We start from the raw sequence: 18,033 nt of genomic DNA on the forward strand, positions 1-18,033 counted from the left end.
CTCCATGAACAAGTCGCCACTCGCGTTACTGCTGACCCTCGGTTTGCTCAACACCCCGCTGTCGGCTTTCGCCGCGACAGCGCCGCTGGATCTGGTCGGCCCGGTGTCGGACTACAAGATCTACGTCACCGAGCAACTGGATGAGCTGGGCAGCCACACTCAACAATTCACCGATGCCGTGAAGAAAGGCGACCTGGCCACCGCGCAAAAGCTCTACGCACCGACCCGCGTGTACTACGAGTCGATCGAACCGATTGCCGAGCTGTTCAGTGACCTCGATGCGTCCATCGATTCGCGCGTCGACGACCACGAAAAAGGCGTAAAGGCCGAAGACTTCACCGGTTTCCACCGCATCGAGTACTCGCTGTTTTCGGAAAAGAGCACCGAAGGCCTTACCGCCTTGGCGGACAAACTGGACAGCGACGTGAAAGACCTGCAAACCCGCGTTGCCGGCCTGACCTTCCCGCCGGAAAAAGTCGTCGGTGGTGCGGCTGCGCTGCTGGAAGAAGTTGCCGCAACCAAGATCTCCGGTGAAGAGGATCGCTACAGCCACACCGACCTGTACGACTTCCAGGGCAACATCGACGGCGCGAAGAAAATCGTCGACCTGTTCCGTCCGCAGATCGAGAAACAGGACAAGGCGTTCGCTGCCAAAGTGGACAAGAACTTTGCCGCCGTGGACAAGATCCTCGCCAAGTACAAGACCAGTGACGGTGGTTTCGAGACTTACGACAAAGTGAAAGAGAACGATCGCAAGGCGCTGGTTGGTCCGGTCAATACCTTGGCGGAAGACCTGTCCACATTGCGTGGCAAGCTGGGTCTGAACTGACAGATTTGAGTCGCCAGTAAAAAAGATCGCAGCCTTCGGCAGCACCTACAGGATGTTCACATTCCCAATGTAGGAGCTGCCGGAGGCTGCGATCTTTTGCTTTTAACGGTTACAGAATCCGGTAGAGCAACCGCTCGATCCGCACCCGACTCACCCGCTTCAAAAACTTCGCCACCGCCGCCGGGTATTCCGGCAAGGTCTCCAGATTCTGGAAGCTGGCAATCCGCGTGGTATTGCGGAAAATCTCTTCCTGCTCCTTCGCCCGTGGCTGCAGCCACTCGCCCCGCGGATCATCGATCAGCAACGCGTTTTCCAGGTCCAGGCGGAATGCCCGTGGATTGAGGTTGTTGCCGCTCAACAGCGTATAGCGCTGGTCGACCCACATGCCCTTGAGGTGATAGCTGTTGTCGCCATCACGCCACAGGTGCAGGTTCAACTGGCCGCTGTCGATGTTGCGCTGATGGCGCTTGGCGAAGCGGCGCAGGCTGATTTCGTACAGGTATGGCAACGCCGCGATGACCTTGAACGGCTCGCTCGGCGGAATGTAGAAATCGTTGGCCGTCTTGTCACCGACCACAATGTCGATCTTCACCCCACGGGCCAGCGCGCGGTTGACCTCACGGATGATCGGCAATGGCAGGTTGAAGTACGGAGTGCAAATGGTCAGCTGCTTTTGCGCGCTGGCGATCAGCTCGACAATCACCCGGTTCAGCGGGTTGTTCTTGCCCACGCCCAGCAGCGGACTCACCGACAAACCGGTATGCGCCGTGCTGCCGGCGCTGGTGTCATACGCCGCGTATTTGAGACGACTGCGCAGGTCGCCGATGTCGTTGCGCAGGCTGCGGGTGGTCGGCAGGTTCGGCAGGTCGAGGCGATGCACAGCTTTGGATTCGATCAGGCCGTGCTTGACCAGGTGGTGCATCGAGTCCGCCAGTTCGCGGCTGTGCAGCACGTGATAACGGTCGAAACGGTACTTGTCGAACTTGTGCAGGTACACGTTGTTCAGGCTCGCACCGCTGTAGACCACGCAATCGTCGATCACGAAGCCTTTCAAGTGCAGGACGCCGAATAGCTCGCGGGTTTGCACCGGCACACCGTAGACCGGCACTTCACTCTGGTGAGTGCGGGTCATTTCCTGGTACCACGCGGCGTTGCCCGGCTGTTTGCCAGCACCAATCAGCCCGCGCTGGGCGCGCAGCCAGTCGACCACCACGACAATCTCAAGCTCTGGACGCTTGAGCTTCGCGGCATGCAAGGCATCGAGGATTTCCTGACCGGCCTCGTCGTGTTGCAGATACAGCGCGACGATATAGATGCGCTGGGTCGCCTCGGCGATTTTCTCCAGCAGGCAACGACGGAACTCGGCGGCGCCGGACAGAATGGTCACGGCCTCGGCAGTCAGCGGAAAGCTGCGCAGTTTGGGCAGCAAAGAGCGTTTGAAAAGCAACGGCATAGGGCTCGCAATGGGTCGAATCCGAAGAACCCGAGAGCTTACACCATCGCTCGGTTCGGGTCTTGTGAGGGTCTGTAAAGAACTTGAAAGATCGCCGCCTTCGGCAGCGCCTACATGGGGCCCTGCAGGCGCTGCCGAAGGCGGCGATCTTTTGATTTTCAAAAAACGCCTTGACCAAGGAGAACGATCATTCTACTGTTCACCACATGAACGAAATCACTAGCAACGAAACCCGCGACATCATTCTGGATGTCACCGAAAAGTTGATCTACAAAAGTGGCATCGCTGCCACCGGCATGGATCTTCTGGTGAAGACCGCCGGCGTCTCCAGAAAAAGCATCTACCGCTACTTCGCCAACAAGGAGGCGTTGACCGTCGCCGCCCTGCAGCGCCGTGACGTGCGCTGGATGCAGTGGTACAGAAGCGCTGTCGATCAGGCCGAAACCCCGGCCGATCGCTTGCTCAACCTGTTTACCGTACTCAAGGGCTGGTTCGCCTCGGAAGGCTTCCGGGGTTGCGCCTTCATCAATACCAGTGGCGAAACCGGTGACCCCGAAGACCCGGTACGCCAGGTCGCCAAAGACCACAAACAGAAGCTGCTCGACTACCTGTGCGAGCTGTGTACCGAACATGGCGCCGAGGAACCGCAACGACTGGCCAAACAGTTGCTGATCCTGATTGACGGCGCCATTACCGTAGCGCTTGTGATGGGTGATCACAGTGCCGCTGATAATGCGCAATGCATGGCGCGTAAGTTATTGGACCTGTAACGCCTTAAATAAGCCTGACCGTTGTTTAATCGTTAATTAGATCGGGAGACTGAAAATGTCGACTGCTGCCCAAGTGCGTCCGCCTTTACCGCCGTTCAACCGTGAATCGGCCATTGAAAAAGTACGTCTGGCCGAAAATGGCTGGAACTCCCGCGACCCTGAGAGGGTGTCGCTGGCGTACACCCTGGACACCCAGTGGCGTAACCGTGCCGAGTTCGCCCATAACCGTGAAGAAGCCAAGGCCTTCCTGACCCGTAAATGGGCCAAAGAGCTGGACTACCGCTTGATCAAGGAACTCTGGGCCTACTCCGATACGCGCATTGCCGTGCGCTACGCCTATGAATGGCATGACGATTCGGGCAACTGGTTCCGCTCCTATGGCAATGAAAACTGGGAGTTCGATGAGCACGGCCTGATGTTCCAGCGCTATGCCTGCATCAACGACATGCCGATCAAGGAAAGCGAACGCAAGTTCCACTGGCCGCTGGGGCGGCGCCCGGATGATCATCCGGGGCTGTCCGAACTGGGCCTCTAAGTCCACATAGTTCCCCCTGTAGGAGCTGCCGAAGGCTGCGATCTTTTGATGTTGATCTTTAGAAGCAAGATCAAAAGATCGCAGCCTTCGGCAGCTCCTACAGGGCGGTTTGTAGTGTTCAGGCGACGGCGGCAGCCTTTTCAGCCTCCAGCTCCCGCACCAACGGCAACACCCGTCGACCGAAATACTCCACCTCTTCCTGAAAGTGCAGAAACCCCGCCAGCACCAGATCCACGCCCACCGTTTTCAGCGCCACAATCCGCTCGGCGATCTGCAACGGCGTGCCGATCAGGTTGGTCTTGAAGCCGTCGTTGTATTGCACCAGATCCTCGAACGTCGACTTCGCCCAGTTACCCTCACCCTCCGGCGACGCCCTGCCCGCCTGCTTCGCGGCGTCGCCAAAGGCATTCACCGCTTCGGGATCGGCCTGATCGATGATCTGCGCCAGTACCGCCCGCGCCTCTTCTTCAGTGTCGCGAGCGATGACAAAGGCGTTGACGCCGATTTTCACCGAATGATGGTTCGCCGCCGCTTTGGCGCGGATGTCATCGACCTGCGCTTTGATCCCCTCGACGTTGTTGCCGTTGGTGAAATACCAATCGGACACTCGCGCCGCCATGTCCCGCGCCGCGCGTGAACTGCCACCCTGGAAGATCTCCGGACTCCCCAGCGGTTTGGGTTTGAGGCTGTAGTTGTCGAAACGGTAGAAGTCGCCGCGAAAGCTGAAGTTGTCCTGACTCCAGATGCCACGCAGCGAACGAATGAATTCCTCGGAACGTCGATAGCGCTCGTCGTGCTCCAGCCAGTGCTCGCCGATGGCCTGAAACTCGCCCTTGAACCAGCCGCTGACGATGTTCACCGCAATCCGGCCATTGGTGAGCTGGTCGATGGTTGCCAATTGCTTGGCCGCCAGCGCCGGTTGCCATGGCCCCGGCAGAATCGCGGCGATCACTTTGAGCGTGCGGGTGGCGGCCAGCAATGCGTGACTGAACGCCACCGATTCATGCTGGAACTCAGCACCGTAACCGGCGGTGAAACGAATCTGCGTCAGGGCATATTCGAAACCCGCCGCCTCGGCGAGCTGCGCCAGTTTGCGGTTGTAATCGATGCCCCAGTCGGTGCGCTGCTCGATCTTGCTGACCACCAGGCCGCCACTGACGTTCGGCACCCAGTAGGCGAATTTCACGGCTTGCTTGCTCATTGGCGTGTCCTCGGGACATTTGCGGAGATGGGGGTGATAGAGCAGCAAGCGTGCCAGGCTCGAAATGCCCGGTTTTGTTGGGCGTTATGGGGTTTTGACTGCACTGCTGGAGGGAGCTTTGTTGTATGAGTGTTGGGTGGGCAACAGTTGGGTTTTGAGTTGAAAGGACTGACCCTATCGCGAGCAGGCTCACTCCTGCATTTGAAATGCGCTCCCCCTGTAGGAGTGAGCCTGCTCGCGATGGGGTCATACGGGTCGCCGCAACACTTGGAAATGAGTAACATGTCAGCCCTTCCCCGCAGCCCTTCTGCGCCCTGCCGAATAAGCCGATTCCATGCCTTTCGAACTCAGCGTTGACCTCACCACCCTGGCCGTTCTGGCCCTCGTCGCTTTCATTGCCGGTTTCATCGATGCCATCGCCGGCGGCGGTGGTCTGTTGACCACACCGGCACTGCTCACCGCCGGCCTGCCACCGCACCTGGTGCTGGGCACCAACAAGCTGAGTTCGACCTTCGGTTCGGCCACCGCCAGTTTCACTTTCTACCGGCGCAAGCTGTTCCATCCTCGGCAGTGGACGCACGCGATCGTCGGCACCCTGGTTGGCGCGCTGACCGGTGCCGTCGTCGCCCATTACCTGCCGGCGGAATGGCTGAACAAGATGCTGCCGGTGATCGTCTTCGCCTGTGGCCTGTACCTGTTGTTCGGCGGTACGCCAAAAGCGCCGCTGGACAGCGATGCACCGATCAAAAAGAAATGGCAGTCGAGTCAGGGCTTCAGTCTGGGGTTCTATGACGGCGTGGCCGGTCCCGGCACGGGCGCGTTCTGGACGGTCAGCAGCCTGCTGCTCTACCCGATCGATCTGGTCAAGGCCAGCGGCGTGGCGCGCAGCATGAACTTCGTCAGCAACATTGCGGCGCTGTCGGTGTTCGTGTTTTCCGGGCAAGTGGACTGGATCATCGGCCTGAGCATGGGCCTGTCGGTGATGGTCGGCGCCTTCTTCGGGGCGCGCACCGCGATCAGCGGCGGCGCCAAGTTCATTCGTCCGGTGTTCATCACTGTGGTGCTGGGGCTGACCGTGCGGTTAGCCTGGCAGCACTGGTTCAGCGTGGCCTAAACGGCGCGCCACGTAGACGTCGATCAGGTAACGGGCAATCGATTTTGACGCCGGCAACGGCGGCAAATCGTGCACATTGAACCACTGGGCGTCTTCGATCTCGTCTTCCTGACAGATGATCTCGCCACCGGCGTATTCGGCATGGAACCCGAGCATCATCGAATGCGGGAACGGCCAGCACTGGCTGCCCATGTACTGGATGTTCTTCACTTCGATACTGACCTCCTCGCGCACTTCGCGAATCAGGCAATCCTCCGCCGACTCGCCCGGCTCGGCGAACCCGGCCAGCGTGCTGTAGACCCCGCTGACAAAACGCGGAGAGCGCGCCAGCAGGATCTCGTCCCCCCGGGTGACCAGCACGATCATGCTCGGTGAAATGCGCGGGTAACTGCGCAGTTCGCACGGCTGGCAATACATCGCCCGCTCGCGCGACACCTGCGTCATCGCCTGCCCGCAGTTGCCGCAAAAGCGATGCTCGCGCGCCCAGGTGCCGATCTGCGCGGCATAACCCAGCACCTTGTAGACCGTGTGATCGCCATCCAGCATGAACGCCCGCAGGCCCTTCCAGTTGCAACCCGGCACTTCGCTGGCATTGTGCAATTCCAGCAAATACACCGGCTCGCCATCGAGGTGGCCGATGCCGTGTTCGGCGAGGACTGACAGGTCCTGGCGCTTGAGCCATTCCCGCGCGAACAGCGCGCCGTTGTCATCGAACAGAAAGCCTTCGGGGCTGCGCGCCACGGCCCAGCCGCCGGGTTGATCGGTGTCCAGTACTGCAGTGGTCCAGCGAGCTGTCATGGTTTCTCAATCCAGAAATTCGGGTTTCTGTTTACTCATATGGGCGGCCATGGCCACGCGCAAGTCGGTGGATTGCAACATGGCGGCGTTCCAGGTGGCAACATATTCGAGGCCGTCGTCGATACGATGGTCGCGCATGTAGCTGATCATTTCCTTGGTGCCAGTGACCGCAATCGGCGACTTGCCGGCGATGTCGCGGGCAATGTCCATCACGCCTTCGAGCAGCAGGTCCTTGTCAGCGTAAACGCGATTGACCAGACCAATGCTGCGCGCTTCCTCAGCGCCAAAGGTGCGTCCGGTGTAAGCCAGTTCACGCAGCATGCCGTCACCGATGATCCGTGGCAACCGTTGCAAAGTGCCAACATCGGCGGCCATGCCGATGTCGATTTCCTTGATCGAGAATTGCGCGTCTTCGGCGGCGTAACGCATGTCGCAGGCGGCAATCAGGTCGATCGCACCGCCCAGGCAGTAGCCCTGAATCGCTGCCAGCACCGGTTTGCGGCAGTTGTCGACGGCGTTGAACGAGGCTTGCAGGGTGAGGATCTTGCGCCGCAGCAGGCGCGCGTTACGGCCGACGTCCTTGCCCAGCTCATTGGCAACGCCGGCGAGCATCATCAGGTCGATGCCGGAGGAAAAGTGTTTGCCGTTGCCGCTGAGCACCACCACCCGCACTTCGTCGGTGTCATCGATCCACTGGAAAATCTCGACGATCTCGCTCCAGAACGCGGCGTTCATCGAGTTGATCTTTTCCGGACGATTGATCTGCACATGAGCGATGTTGTCGGCCAGTTCGACGCTGAAGGCGGTGTATTGAGACATGGCAGTGATCCTTTACCGGGCAGAAAATGAGGCCCGAACTATAACAAGGCATCACGACGGCGGTTCGGCCAAATGCGGGACTGGCTGAAATCGGCTGCGCCGCCAATCGCCAGCAGGCTGGCTCCCCCAGGAGAATTTTCCGCGCTCAAGTGCCTGTAGGAGCTGCCGAAGGCTGCGATCTTTTGATCTTCAACGTCAAAAGATCGCAGCCTCCGGCAGCTCCTACAGGTTTTTTGTATTCGACGCGAACAGTGTGGGGCCAGCCTGCTGGCGATGAAGCCGCCCCGATCTAACCGCCCTTCACCCCCACATACGCCGCCGTCTCATACGGCACCGTCAGTACATGCCGCCCACGCAATGCCGGTTCCGAGGCAATCAATGCGCGGACCTGCTCATCGACCTTGTCCCGCTGCGCCTGCGGCAAGGCAGCGATGAAGCTGGTGGAGCGCACCCGATTGAAAATCACGTCTTCCGGCGAGCCGGTGTGCCCATGGTGAAATTGCTGCAATTGCAGCGGCCCGAACGCCGGATGCGGAAACGCTTCGCGCCATTGGCCAGTGTAATAACGCGGCGTATCCCCTTCATGGGCGTTGACGATGGCGTCGAGTTTCGGCACCCAGCTGACCTGCGCGTCGCGCAGGTTCCAGATCAGGCCGAGCTTGCCGCCGGGTTTGAGTACCCGGGCAATTTCGGTCAAGGCTTCTTTCGTGGCAAACCAGTGAAACGCCTGCGCGCAAACCACCACGTCCACCGATGCGTCGGGCAATGGCAGATCGGTCGCGGTGCCGCTCACGGCCAGCACGTCGGGCCAGGCCGCGGAGAGCTTTTCCAGCATCTGCGCCACCGGTTCCACGGCGATCACCTGCGCGTCGGTGGCCGCCAGCCGTCCGGTGAATTTGCCGGTGCCGGCGCCCAGATCGATGACGGTCTTGTGACTGTCCAGGCCCAGCGCTTGTGTCAGCCACTGACTGACCTGCGGCGGATAGTCGGGGCGACCTTTGACGTAGGTATCGGCGGCGGTCTTGTAGCCGGCGGCGGCAGAGTGATGGACCTGATCTTTCATGGCAGTTCCTCGTGTGTCAGCGCGGCGGCATGGCAAGGCGCTGGATGGACGACTGGCGTTCTTGAGCATAACGCCACGATTTGCGCGTACCTTGAACAGACCCTGACAAAGCAATGAATAAAATGCCGTGCTGTGGTGTTCAAAGTGAAACATAACCCTCTGTGGAGCCTTGCCCATGACTATCCGTTCCGTTATGTTCGCCGCCCCGTTGCTGCTGGTGACCGCATTGTCCGCGTCGACGGCCTTTGCCAATGGCGATGAAAGTGCGCCCGTGCAGAAGCCCAACTGCCCAAAAGGGCAAGTCTGGGACAGCAAATCGCACAAATGCGTGCTGCAAACCAGCAGCGCCGTGCCGGATGCCGATCGCACCGACTACGCCTACCGCTTGGCCAAGGACGGTCGATACGCAGAAGCCCTGGCCCTGCTCGACACCCTGAAACAACCGAACACCGCCAAAGCCCTCAACTATCGCGGTTACGCCACGCGAAAACTGGGGCGCACCGATGAGGGCATCAGCTATTACCTGCAATCGGTAAAACTCGATCCGCAGTACGCGCAAGTGCGTGAATACCTCGGTGAAGCCTATGTGATCAAAGGCCGCGTCGATCTGGCGCAGGAGCAGTTGCAGCAGATCAAATCGATTTGCGGCACGTCCTGCGAGGAATACCAGGACCTGGCCGAAGCCATCAACGATTCATCGAAAACCTGAACTAGATAAAGGAAGGCCATCATCGTCAGCGATCAGGCATTCAGAGCAGAACTCGGACAGCATCTGGCGCGACTGTGGCGTTACGGTCTGCTGCTGTCGCGCAATCGGCACGTGGCCGAGGATCTGGTGCAGGCGACCTGTGTGCGGGCGCTGGAACGTGCCGGGCAATACGTGGCCGGCACGCGCATGGATCGCTGGCTGCTGAACATCCTGCATTCGATCTGGCTCAACGAAGTGCGCGCGCGCCGGGTTCGTCAGGGCGCAGGTCAGGTCGATGCCGACGGGCAACTGGCCTTCGATGGCGAATACGCCGCGCAGACGCACGTGATGGCGGCGCAGGTGATCCGCCGGGTCGATGCCTTGCCCGAAGCCCAGCGCGAAACCGTGTACCTGGCGTATGTCGAAGGTTTGTCCTACCGCGAGGTCGCCGAGATCCTGCAAGTACCGATCGGTACGGTCATGAGTCGCCTGGCCACTGCGCGCCTGAAACTGGCGGAATATCCGCCCCTGCAAGCCGTGCCAAAAACTACCGGAGGTGACCACCCATGAACAAACCCTCCGACGAACAACTGACGGCCTACCTCGATGACGAGCTGGACCCGGCCTACCGCAGCCAGCTCGACAACGCGATTGCCGACGACCCGTTGCTCAGCCTGCGCGTGCAATGGCTCGACCGCAGCAGCCTGCCCTACAAGGAGGCCTATGACGAACTGGCGCAACAGGCGCCACTGGAGCGTTTGCAGGCGCGCCTCGATGCCATCGCCCCGCCCCAGCGGCCGGGCCTGAGCCGTCGCTGGTTTATCGGTGCGGCCGCCGCGAGTCTGGTGGCTGGCGGCGTGTTGGCCGATCGCCTGTTGATCGCCTGGCAAGCGCAGCAATCGCATAACTGGCGCGCGCTGGTAGGCGACTACATGGCGCTGTATGTGCCACAGACCCTCGACCACCTGCCCAGCGACGAAGCCAGTCAGCGCGCGCAACTGCGTACGGTGGATGCGCGGTTGGGGCTGAATCTGTCGCCAGCGCTGGTGAAGTTGCCGGGTGCCGAACTCAAGCGTGCACAGATGCTTGAGTACGACGGCGTGCCGATTGCACAACTGACCTATCTGGACGCGAAACATGGGCCGCTGGCGTTGTGTGTGACCCGCTCCAACAGCGGCCGCCGGCCATTGGCTCACGAACGACGGCATGAGATGAACGTGGTGTACTGGACCGAGGGTGAACATGCGTGGATGTTGATCGGGCACAACCCGGCGCTGGCGCTGGAAGACCTGGCAAAACACTTGGTCGACAAACTGGGCGCGTGAGTGCCGCTCCACTATGCTGAGCGGGCGATTATCCAAGGAGCAAGCACCGATGCAGATGTCACCCCGCACCGCCCTGCTGGTCATTGACGTGCAGAACGACTTTACCCCCGGCGGCCAGTTGGCCGTGCCCGAAGGCGATCAGATCGTGCCGCTGATCAATCGCCTCGGTGGCCTGTTCAAACAGGTGGTCATTGCACAGGACTGGCACCCGACCGGCCACGCGTCCTTTGCCTCCAGTCATCCGGGGCGCAAGCCTTACGACGTGATTCAGTTGCCCTACGGCGAGCAGACACTCTGGCCGCAGCATTGTGTGCAAGGCACGACCGGTGCCGAGTTTCACCCGAAACTGGATCTGCCCCATGCGCAACTGATCATCCGCAAGGGCTGCAATCCTGATATCGACAGTTATTCGGCATTTCTCGAAGCGGACCGGCGGACCACCACGGGGCTGGCCGGTTATCTGAAGGAGCGCGGTATCGACACGGTGTACATGGTCGGGCTGGCGCTGGATTTCTGTGTGATGTTTTCCGCGCTGGATGCGCGGGCGGCCGGGTTCAATGCGTTTGTGGTGCTGGATGCCTGTCGCGCCATTGATATGGATGGATCACTGGCGGCGGCCATGGAGCGGATGCAGACGGCCGGGGTTGGTCTGATTCAATCGAACCAACTGATCTGAACAACACACAACCCCTGCAGGAGCTGCGGCACGCTGCGATCTTTTGATGTTGATTCAAGAATCAGAATCAAAAGATCGCAGCCTCGTTTCACTCGACAGCTCCTACAGGGATTTGATACTCAGGCAGTAGTCGGTAGCCACAACCGGAACCGCGCCCCCCCCAACGGTGAGCTCTCCACCGTCAACGTCCCGCCCTGCGCCTCCAGCGCCCGGCGGCTGATCGCCAGGCCCAGGCCAAACCCACCGGTGGCACGGTCGCGACTGCGGTCGAGGCGATAGAACGGCTCGAAAATCCGCTCACGTTCGTCATCCGGGATACCAATGCCATCGTCGTCCACCCAGATCTCGCAGCCATCGAGGCTGACCTGCACGCCAATCTGAATGCGCTTCTCGCAATAGCGCATGGCATTGCGCAGCAGGTTCTGGATGGCCCGGGCGGTCAGGCGCGGGTCCAGCGAAAACCGTTCGAGCTGACCGTGCAGCAGCACATCGATGACGATGTCCGGTGAATCCAGTTCTTCATCGACACTGCCCAGAATGCTGTCGATGAACTCGTCCAGCGAGACCTCGACCTGCTCGGGCGATTGTGCCGGATTCTGCAGGCGGCTGTAGGACAACAACTCCAGCACCAGCTCATCCAGTTCGCGAATGTGCGCCACCAACCCTTGCAGGCGCTCGCGACTGGTCGCCGGCAAGTCATCGGACAGCGCCAGGGCCAGACCGAAATCCAGACGGGTCAGCGGCGTGCGCAATTCATGGGACACCGCATTGAGCAGGTCGCGCTGCTGGTTGAGCAGGTTCTCGATGTCGCCGGCCATGGTGTCGAAAACATTCGCCAGACTGCCGATGTTGGAGCTGGCCGGGATCTGCGTGCGCTCACTCAAGTGGCCCTTGCCGAAGCGTTCGGCGGCACCTTTGAGGCGTTCCAGATCACGCCAGTGCGGGCGGATCCACAGCAGCAGGCAGGCGAGCATGCTCGCGCCGATCAGCACGTTGATGCTCCAATACAACAGATTGACGTCCAGCGGATCCGGCGGCACCACCATTTGCACGGCGACGTCATCGTTCAGCGGCGTGACCGCCAACGTCCTCCAACCCCAATCGCCAATGCGCACCACGTTCTCGCCGCGACGCAACCGTTCCTGCTCGGCAGCGGTGAACTCGGCGTCGTCGATGCGCGCCAGAACGATCTGCAGCGGCTGAAAGTCCTTGTCCATCGACTGCGCCAGTGCCGGCCATTGGTCCCGGGGCACGGCGTGAAACTGGCGAGTGATCAGCGATTGCAGGCCTCGGGAAAAGTCGAGGTTATAGGTGATGAAGCGATCACGGAACACCATGATCACCAGATCCGGCACCAGATAGATCGCCGCGCTATAGGAAATAATCGTCACCAGATACAGGCGAAACAGGATTCTGAACATCAGCTCAGCATTCCCATTCCGAACGGCTGAACAGGTAACCCTTGCCCCACACGGTCTTGATCTTGCGCGCCTCGCCGGCATGGTCGTCGAACTTGCGCCGCAACTTGGAAATCGCCACGTCCACCGAGCGGTCGGTGCCGTTGAACTCGATGCCGCGCAGGCGCTGAAGGATCTGATCGCGGCTCAGCACTTCACCGGCATGCCGGGCCAGCACCACCAGCAGATTGTATTCGCCGCTGGACAGCTCCACTGGCTGCTCGCGCCAGGTCACGGTGCGCTCGGACAGGTCGATGCAGAGGTTGCCCATGACGATCCGGTCATTGACGGTCATTGGTTCACCGAGGCTGCTGCGGCGCAGCAAGGTCCGCACCCGGGCCAGCAGAACGCGAGGTTCGCACGGCTTGGTGACGTAGTCGTCGGCGCCCATTTCCAGACCCAGCACCTGATCGTGGCTGTCGTCGCGGGCGGTCAGCATCAGGATCGGCAACGTTGCCGAATCCGCGCGCAGCAAACGGCAGACCTGCAGCCCGTCGAGACCCGGCAGCATCAGGTCGAGGATCACCAGGTCCGGCGGATTGATCCGTGCCCGTTCACGCACATGGTCGCCGCGCCCGATCACGCTGACGGAATAGCCGTTGCGCTCCAGGTAGCTGGAAATCAGTTCGGCGAGGGCGGTGTCGTCTTCGACCAGAAGGATGTTGGGCATGGGGTGTTCCAGAAAAGTGCTGTGGCGACTGTTCGGACCTCATCGCGAGCAGGCTCGCTCCTACATTGGAACTCTGCCAGACACAAAATCTGTGACCAACACAAACCTTGTAGGAGTGAGCCTGCTCGCGATAGCGGTTTATCTGTCGCAATAAATTGCAAGGCGTAAAGGATATACGCCCTCACCCGTCCCTGAGTAAAACCCTTACACAATTTCACACAGCGCCTACAAAGCTTCACCGCTACCCTCGGCGTCTGGCCGTAGGATGCGGGCTTCAATATTGGGGGTGGTACATGTCGAAAAATCTGCTGGCCGGGCTCGGCCTGATCGCCGTCGCACTGTCGTTGAGTGCCTGTGATTCGTCCTCGAAGGCCGAAGAGCAAGCACCGCCGGCCACCGTGCGCATCGAAACCATCGAGGCCCGCCCCCTGTCGATCAGCAGCGAACTGAGCGGGCGCATCGCCGCACCACGCATTGCCGAAGTGCGTGCGCGGGTGGCCGGGGTGGTGCTGCAACGCACCTTCCGCGAAGGCAGCGACGTGAAAAAGGGCGACGTGCTGTTCCGCATCGACCCGGCACCGTTCAAGGCTGATCTGGACAGCGCCGAAGCCGCGCTGCGCAAGGCCGAGGCCAACGCGTTCCAGGCGAAGTTGCAGGAGCAGCGCTACGCGCAGTTGATCGACGACAAGGCCATCAGTGCTCAGGACTACGACAACGCCCGCGCCAATGCCCGACAAACCGCCGCTGATGTGGCGGCGAACAAGGCAGCGGTGGAGCGCGCGAAGTTGAATCTGGGTTACGCCACCGTCACCGCGCCGATTTCCGGGCGCGTCGGGCGGGCGCTGGTCACCGAAGGTGCGCTGGTCGGGCAGAACGAAACCACACCACTGGCGTTGATTCAGCAGCTCAACCCGATCCACGCCGACCTCACTCAATCGACCCGAGAACTGAATGAACTGCGTCGCGCCTTCCGTTCCGGGCAATTGCAGGAAGTCGGTCAGGATCAGGTCAAGGCCACGCTGATTCAGGATGACGGCAGTCTGTATCCGTTGCCCGGCAAGTTGCTGTTCAGCGACATCACCGTCGATCCGGGCACCGGCCAGATCATTCTGCGCAGCGAGTTCCCCAACCCGGACCTCGACCTGCTGCCGGGCAGCTTCATCCGCGTACGCCTTGAGCAAGCCGTTATCCAGCACGGCATCAGCGTGCCGCAACGTGCCATCCAGCGTGACAGCGCCGGCGTGGCCCAGGTGCTGACCGTCGACGATCAACTGCGCGTGGCACAGCAACCGGTGCAACTGGGCGCCGTACAGAACGACCGCTGGATCGTCACCGGCGGCCTCAAGCCCGGCGACCGTATTGTCATCGAAGGCCTGCAACACGCCCGCCCCGGCGAAAAAGTGCAGATCGACGACACCCCTCTTCCACTTGCCCAGACCTCTGGTCAGTAAGCAGGACGCTTTTATATGCCGCAGTTCTTTATCGATCGCCCGGTGTTCGCCTGGGTCGTCGCCCTGTTCATCCTGTTGGCCGGTGCGCTGGCCATTCCGCAATTGCCGGTGGCCCAGTACCCCGACGTCGCGCCACCGCAGATCGAAATCTACGCCGTGTACCCTGGCGCCTCGGCGCAGACCGTCGATGAAAGCGTGGTCAGCCTGATCGAGGAAGAGCTCAACGGCGCCGATCACCTGCTGTACTTCGAATCGCAGAGCAGCCTCGGCAGCGCGACGATCAAGGCCACCTTCCAGCCGGGCACCAACCCGGAACTGGCCCAGGTCGACGTGCAGAACCGCCTCAAAGTGGTCGAGTCGCGGCTGCCGCAAGCGGTGACCCAGCAAGGTTTGCAGGTGGAAAAAGTCTCTGCCGGTTTCCTGTTGCTGATCACCCTGACCTCCAGCGACGGCAAACTCGATGACGTGGCGCTCAGTGACTATCTGGCGCGCAACGTGATGAACGAAATCAAGCGTATCGACGGGGTCGGCAAGGCGCAGTTGTATGGCGCCGAACGGGCGATGCGGATCTGGATCGATCCGCAGAAGCTGATCGGTTTCAACCTGACCCCGGCCGATGTCAACGCCGCCATCGTCGCGCAAAACGCCCAGGTATCGGCAGGCAGCATCGGCGATTTACCCAATCCGTCTACGCAGGAAATCACCGCGACCATTCTGGTCAAGGGTCAGCTGTCGACCCCGGAAGAATTCGCCGACATCGTGCTCAAGGCCAACCGTGACGGCTCCACCGTGCGCATCGGTGACGTGGCGCGGGTCGAGATTGGCAGTCAGGAATACCAGTTCGGCACACGCCTGAACGGCAAACCGTCGACCGCCGTCGGCGTGCAACTGGCGCCGGGGGCCAATGCCCTGGCGACCGCCACGTTGATCCGGGCGAAGATGGACGAGCTGTCGCGCTACTTCCCGGCCGGTGTCGAGTACAAGATTCCGTACGACACCTCACCCTTCGTGAAGGTCTCGATCACCAAGGTTGTCTACACCCTCGGCGAAGCGATGCTGCTGGTGTTTGCGGTGATGTTCCTGTTTCTGCAGAACATCCGCTACACGCTGATCCCGACGCTGGTGGTGCCCGTGGCCCTGATGGGCACCTTCGCCACCATGCTCGCCCTGGGTTTCTCGATCAACGTGCTGACCATGTTCGGCATGGTGCTGGCCATCGGCATTCTGGTGGACGACGCCATCGTGGTGGTGGAGAACGTCGAGCGGATCATGGCCACCGAAGGCCTGTCGCCGAAAGAGGCGACACGCAAGGCGATGAAGCAGATCACCGGGGCGATTATCGGCATCACCCTGGTGCTGGTGGCGGTGTTTATCCCGATGGCGTTCATGCAGGGTTCGGTGGGCGTGATTTACCGGCAGTTCTCGCTGTCGATGGCCACCTCGATCCTGTTCTCGGCGTTCCTCGCGCTGACCCTGACCCCGGCGCTGTGCGCCACACTGCTCAAGCCGATTGCCAAGGGCGAGCATCACGAGAAGAGCGGGTTCTTCGGCTGGTTCAACCGCCGCTTCGAACGACTGACCGATCGCTACCAGGGTTGGGTCGGTTACGCATTGAAGCGTAGCGGGCGTTATCTGCTGATTTACGGCGTGCTGCTGATCGGCATGGGGTTGTGCTTTGCGCGTCTGCCCTCCTCGTTCCTGCCAGTCGAGGATCAGGGTTACACCATCACCGACATTCAACTGCCGCCGGGTGCGAGCAAGAACCGTACGGTGCAGGTGGTCGAACAGATCGAAGCCCACAACGCCAGTGAACCCGGAGTCGGCGACAGCACGGTGATTCTCGGCTTCAGCTTCTCCGGCAGCGGGCAGAACGCGGCACTGGCGTTCACCACCCTCAAGGACTGGTCCGAACGCGGCAGCGATGATTCGGCCACCTCGATTGCCGACCGTGCCAACATCGCCCTGAGCCAGATCAAGGACGCCGTCGCGTTCGCCGTGCTGCCACCACCGGTAGACGGCCTCGGCACGTCGAGCGGTTTCGAGTTCCGTCTACAGGATCGCGGCGGCCTCGGCCACGCCACGTTGATGCAGGCGCGCAGCGAGCTGCTCGCCGCTGCGGAAAAAAGCCCGGTGCTGATGAACGTGCGTGAAAGCGCGCTGGCCGAAGCGCCGCAGGTGCAACTGGAAGTGGATCGCAAGCAGGCCAACGCGCTGGGCGTGTCGTTCGCTGACATCGGCAACGTATTGTCCACCGCCGTGGGCTCTTCCTACATCAACGACTTCCCCAATCAGGGGCGGATGCAGCGCGTGGTGGTACAAGCCGAAGGCGATCAGCGCAGTCAGGTCGATGACCTGCTGAAAATGCACGTGCGCAACAACGCCGGGAACATGGTGCCGCTGTCGGCGTTCGTTCAGGCGAAATGGACACAAGGCCCGGCGCAACTGACCCGATACAACGGTTATCCGGCGATCGCGATTTCCGGCGAACCGTCGCCGGGGCACAGCAGCGGAGAGGCGATGGCTGAGATTGAGCGTCTGGTCGCCCAGGGGCCGAAAGGTCTGGGTCAGGAATGGACGGGGTTGTCGTTGCAGGAACGTCTGTCCGGCAGTCAGGCGCCGATTCTGTTGGGCCTGTCGCTGCTGATCGTGTTCCTGTGTCTGGCGGCGCTGTACGAGAGCTGGTCGATTCCGACTTCGGTGCTGCTGGTGGTGCCGCTCGGTGTGCTCGGCGCGGTGCTGGCCGTGACCTTGCGCGGCATGCCCAACGACGTGTTCTTCAAGGTCGGGCTGATCACCATCATCGGTCTGTCGGCGAAGAACGCGATCCTGATCATCGAATTCGCCAAGAGCCTGTATGACGAAGGTCACGATCTGATCGATGCCACGTTGCAGGCAGCCCGCCTGCGTCTGCGGCCAATTGTGATGACCTCGCTGGCGTTCATCCTTGGCGTGGTGCCATTGGCCATCGCCACCGGCGCCAGTTCGGCGAGCCAGCAGGCAATCGGCACCGGGGTGATCGGCGGGATGATCACCGCAACGCTGGCGGTGATCTTTGTGCCGTTGTTCTTCGTCGTGGTCATGAAGCTCGTACAACGCTTCACCAGACACCACTAACCCTCTGTAGGAGTGAGCCTGCTCGCGATAGCGTCCATTCAGTCAACATCAGTGTTGAATATGCCAGCGC

At 61.0% G+C, this 18,033-nt stretch carries 17 protein-coding genes; 10 read left to right on the top strand and 7 right to left on the bottom strand.

Translation table 11 applies throughout. The features are described from left to right. Positions 1-4: 4 nt before the first annotated feature. Positions 5-829, top strand: a complete 825-nt coding sequence (gene efeO / locus KKQ10_RS03340) for an iron uptake system protein EfeO (protein ID WP_215500178.1) — start codon at positions 5-7, stop codon at positions 827-829. Between the two features lie 109 nt (positions 830-938). On the opposite strand, the gene pssA is transcribed toward efeO, so the two are convergent. Then, positions 939-2,282, bottom strand: coding sequence for a CDP-diacylglycerol--serine O-phosphatidyltransferase (gene pssA / locus KKQ10_RS03345; RefSeq protein ID WP_215500179.1), 1,344 nt, complete (start codon positions 2,280-2,282; stop codon positions 939-941). Positions 2,283-2,488: 206 nt separating this feature from the next. On the opposite strand from pssA, the gene KKQ10_RS03350 reads away from it, so the two are divergent. Further along, complete coding sequence (locus KKQ10_RS03350) at positions 2,489-3,052, top strand: TetR/AcrR family transcriptional regulator (protein ID WP_127647196.1); 564 nt, start codon at positions 2,489-2,491, stop codon at positions 3,050-3,052. Between the two features lie 55 nt (positions 3,053-3,107). Continuing rightward, the gene (locus tag KKQ10_RS03355) at positions 3,108-3,587 is read left to right on the top strand and encodes a nuclear transport factor 2 family protein (protein ID WP_215500180.1); all 480 of its coding nucleotides are present in this window, start codon (positions 3,108-3,110) and stop codon (positions 3,585-3,587) included. Between the two features lie 118 nt (positions 3,588-3,705). On the opposite strand, the gene sfnG is transcribed toward KKQ10_RS03355, so the two are convergent. Continuing rightward, positions 3,706-4,788, bottom strand: coding sequence for a dimethylsulfone monooxygenase SfnG (sfnG, locus tag KKQ10_RS03360; RefSeq protein ID WP_215500181.1), 1,083 nt, complete (start codon positions 4,786-4,788; stop codon positions 3,706-3,708). Between the two features lie 334 nt (positions 4,789-5,122). Here sfnG and KKQ10_RS03365 point away from each other — a divergent pair, with 334 nt between their 5' ends. Then, positions 5,123-5,902, top strand: a complete 780-nt coding sequence (locus KKQ10_RS03365; RefSeq protein ID WP_215500182.1) for a TSUP family transporter — start codon at positions 5,123-5,125, stop codon at positions 5,900-5,902. Here KKQ10_RS03365 and nudC read toward each other — a convergent pair. The 3 genes from nudC to KKQ10_RS03380 all read right to left on the bottom strand — a co-directional run bounded on the left by nudC (position 5,870) and on the right by KKQ10_RS03380 (position 8,582). Then, entirely contained in the window at positions 5,870-6,700 is an 831-nt protein-coding gene (gene nudC, locus KKQ10_RS03370) for an NAD(+) diphosphatase (RefSeq protein WP_215500183.1), read from the bottom strand. The two genes, KKQ10_RS03365 and nudC, sit on opposite strands and share 33 nt — an antisense overlap. A 6-nt stretch (positions 6,701-6,706) precedes the next feature. Next, a complete protein-coding gene (locus KKQ10_RS03375) occupies positions 6,707-7,519 on the bottom strand; it encodes a crotonase/enoyl-CoA hydratase family protein (protein WP_215500184.1) in 813 nt (270 codons plus the stop codon). A gap of 289 nt (positions 7,520-7,808) precedes the next feature. Further along, positions 7,809-8,582, bottom strand: coding sequence for a class I SAM-dependent methyltransferase (locus KKQ10_RS03380; RefSeq protein ID WP_215500185.1), 774 nt, complete (start codon positions 8,580-8,582; stop codon positions 7,809-7,811). A 175-nt stretch (positions 8,583-8,757) separates the two neighbouring features. Between KKQ10_RS03380 and KKQ10_RS03385 the strand changes: the two genes are divergently transcribed. From KKQ10_RS03385 to pncA, 4 genes are all read left to right on the top strand, one after another. Beyond that, complete coding sequence (locus tag KKQ10_RS03385; protein ID WP_215500186.1) at positions 8,758-9,291, top strand: tetratricopeptide repeat protein; 534 nt, start codon at positions 8,758-8,760, stop codon at positions 9,289-9,291. A 63-nt stretch (positions 9,292-9,354) separates the two neighbouring features. Next, complete coding sequence (locus KKQ10_RS03390; RefSeq protein ID WP_502941536.1) at positions 9,355-9,840, top strand: RNA polymerase sigma factor; 486 nt, start codon at positions 9,355-9,357, stop codon at positions 9,838-9,840. Beyond that, entirely contained in the window at positions 9,837-10,595 is a 759-nt protein-coding gene (locus KKQ10_RS03395; protein ID WP_215500187.1) for an anti-sigma factor family protein, read from the top strand. The genes KKQ10_RS03390 and KKQ10_RS03395 overlap by 4 nt, the downstream gene beginning before the upstream one ends. 49 nt (positions 10,596-10,644) lie before the next feature. Continuing rightward, positions 10,645-11,271 (top strand): bifunctional nicotinamidase/pyrazinamidase, encoded by a 627-nt coding sequence (gene pncA / locus KKQ10_RS03400; protein WP_215500188.1) that lies wholly within the window; start codon positions 10,645-10,647, stop codon positions 11,269-11,271. Positions 11,272-11,390: 119 nt separating this feature from the next. Here pncA and KKQ10_RS03405 read toward each other — a convergent pair whose 3' ends face one another. Both KKQ10_RS03405 and KKQ10_RS03410 read right to left on the bottom strand, forming a co-directional pair. Continuing rightward, entirely contained in the window at positions 11,391-12,692 is a 1,302-nt protein-coding gene (locus KKQ10_RS03405) for an ATP-binding protein (protein WP_215500189.1), read from the bottom strand. A 4-nt stretch (positions 12,693-12,696) separates the two neighbouring features. Continuing rightward, positions 12,697-13,398 (bottom strand): response regulator, encoded by a 702-nt coding sequence (locus KKQ10_RS03410; protein ID WP_003224662.1) that lies wholly within the window; start codon positions 13,396-13,398, stop codon positions 12,697-12,699. 293 nt (positions 13,399-13,691) lie between these two features. On the opposite strand from KKQ10_RS03410, the gene KKQ10_RS03415 reads away from it, so the two are divergent. Together KKQ10_RS03415 and KKQ10_RS03420 are read left to right on the top strand one after the other, a co-directional pair. Next, on the top strand, positions 13,692-14,849 hold the full coding sequence (locus KKQ10_RS03415) for an efflux RND transporter periplasmic adaptor subunit (protein WP_127647171.1): 1,158 nt from the start codon (positions 13,692-13,694) through the stop codon (positions 14,847-14,849). 15 nt (positions 14,850-14,864) lie between these two features. Continuing rightward, positions 14,865-17,963, top strand: a complete 3,099-nt coding sequence (locus KKQ10_RS03420) for a multidrug efflux RND transporter permease subunit (protein ID WP_215500190.1) — start codon at positions 14,865-14,867, stop codon at positions 17,961-17,963. Positions 17,964-18,033: the final 70 nt, after the last annotated feature.

The organism is Pseudomonas sp. MG-9 (genome assembly GCF_018729515.1).
Taxonomy (GTDB): Bacteria; Pseudomonadota; Gammaproteobacteria; order Pseudomonadales; family Pseudomonadaceae; genus Aquipseudomonas; species Aquipseudomonas serboccidentalis.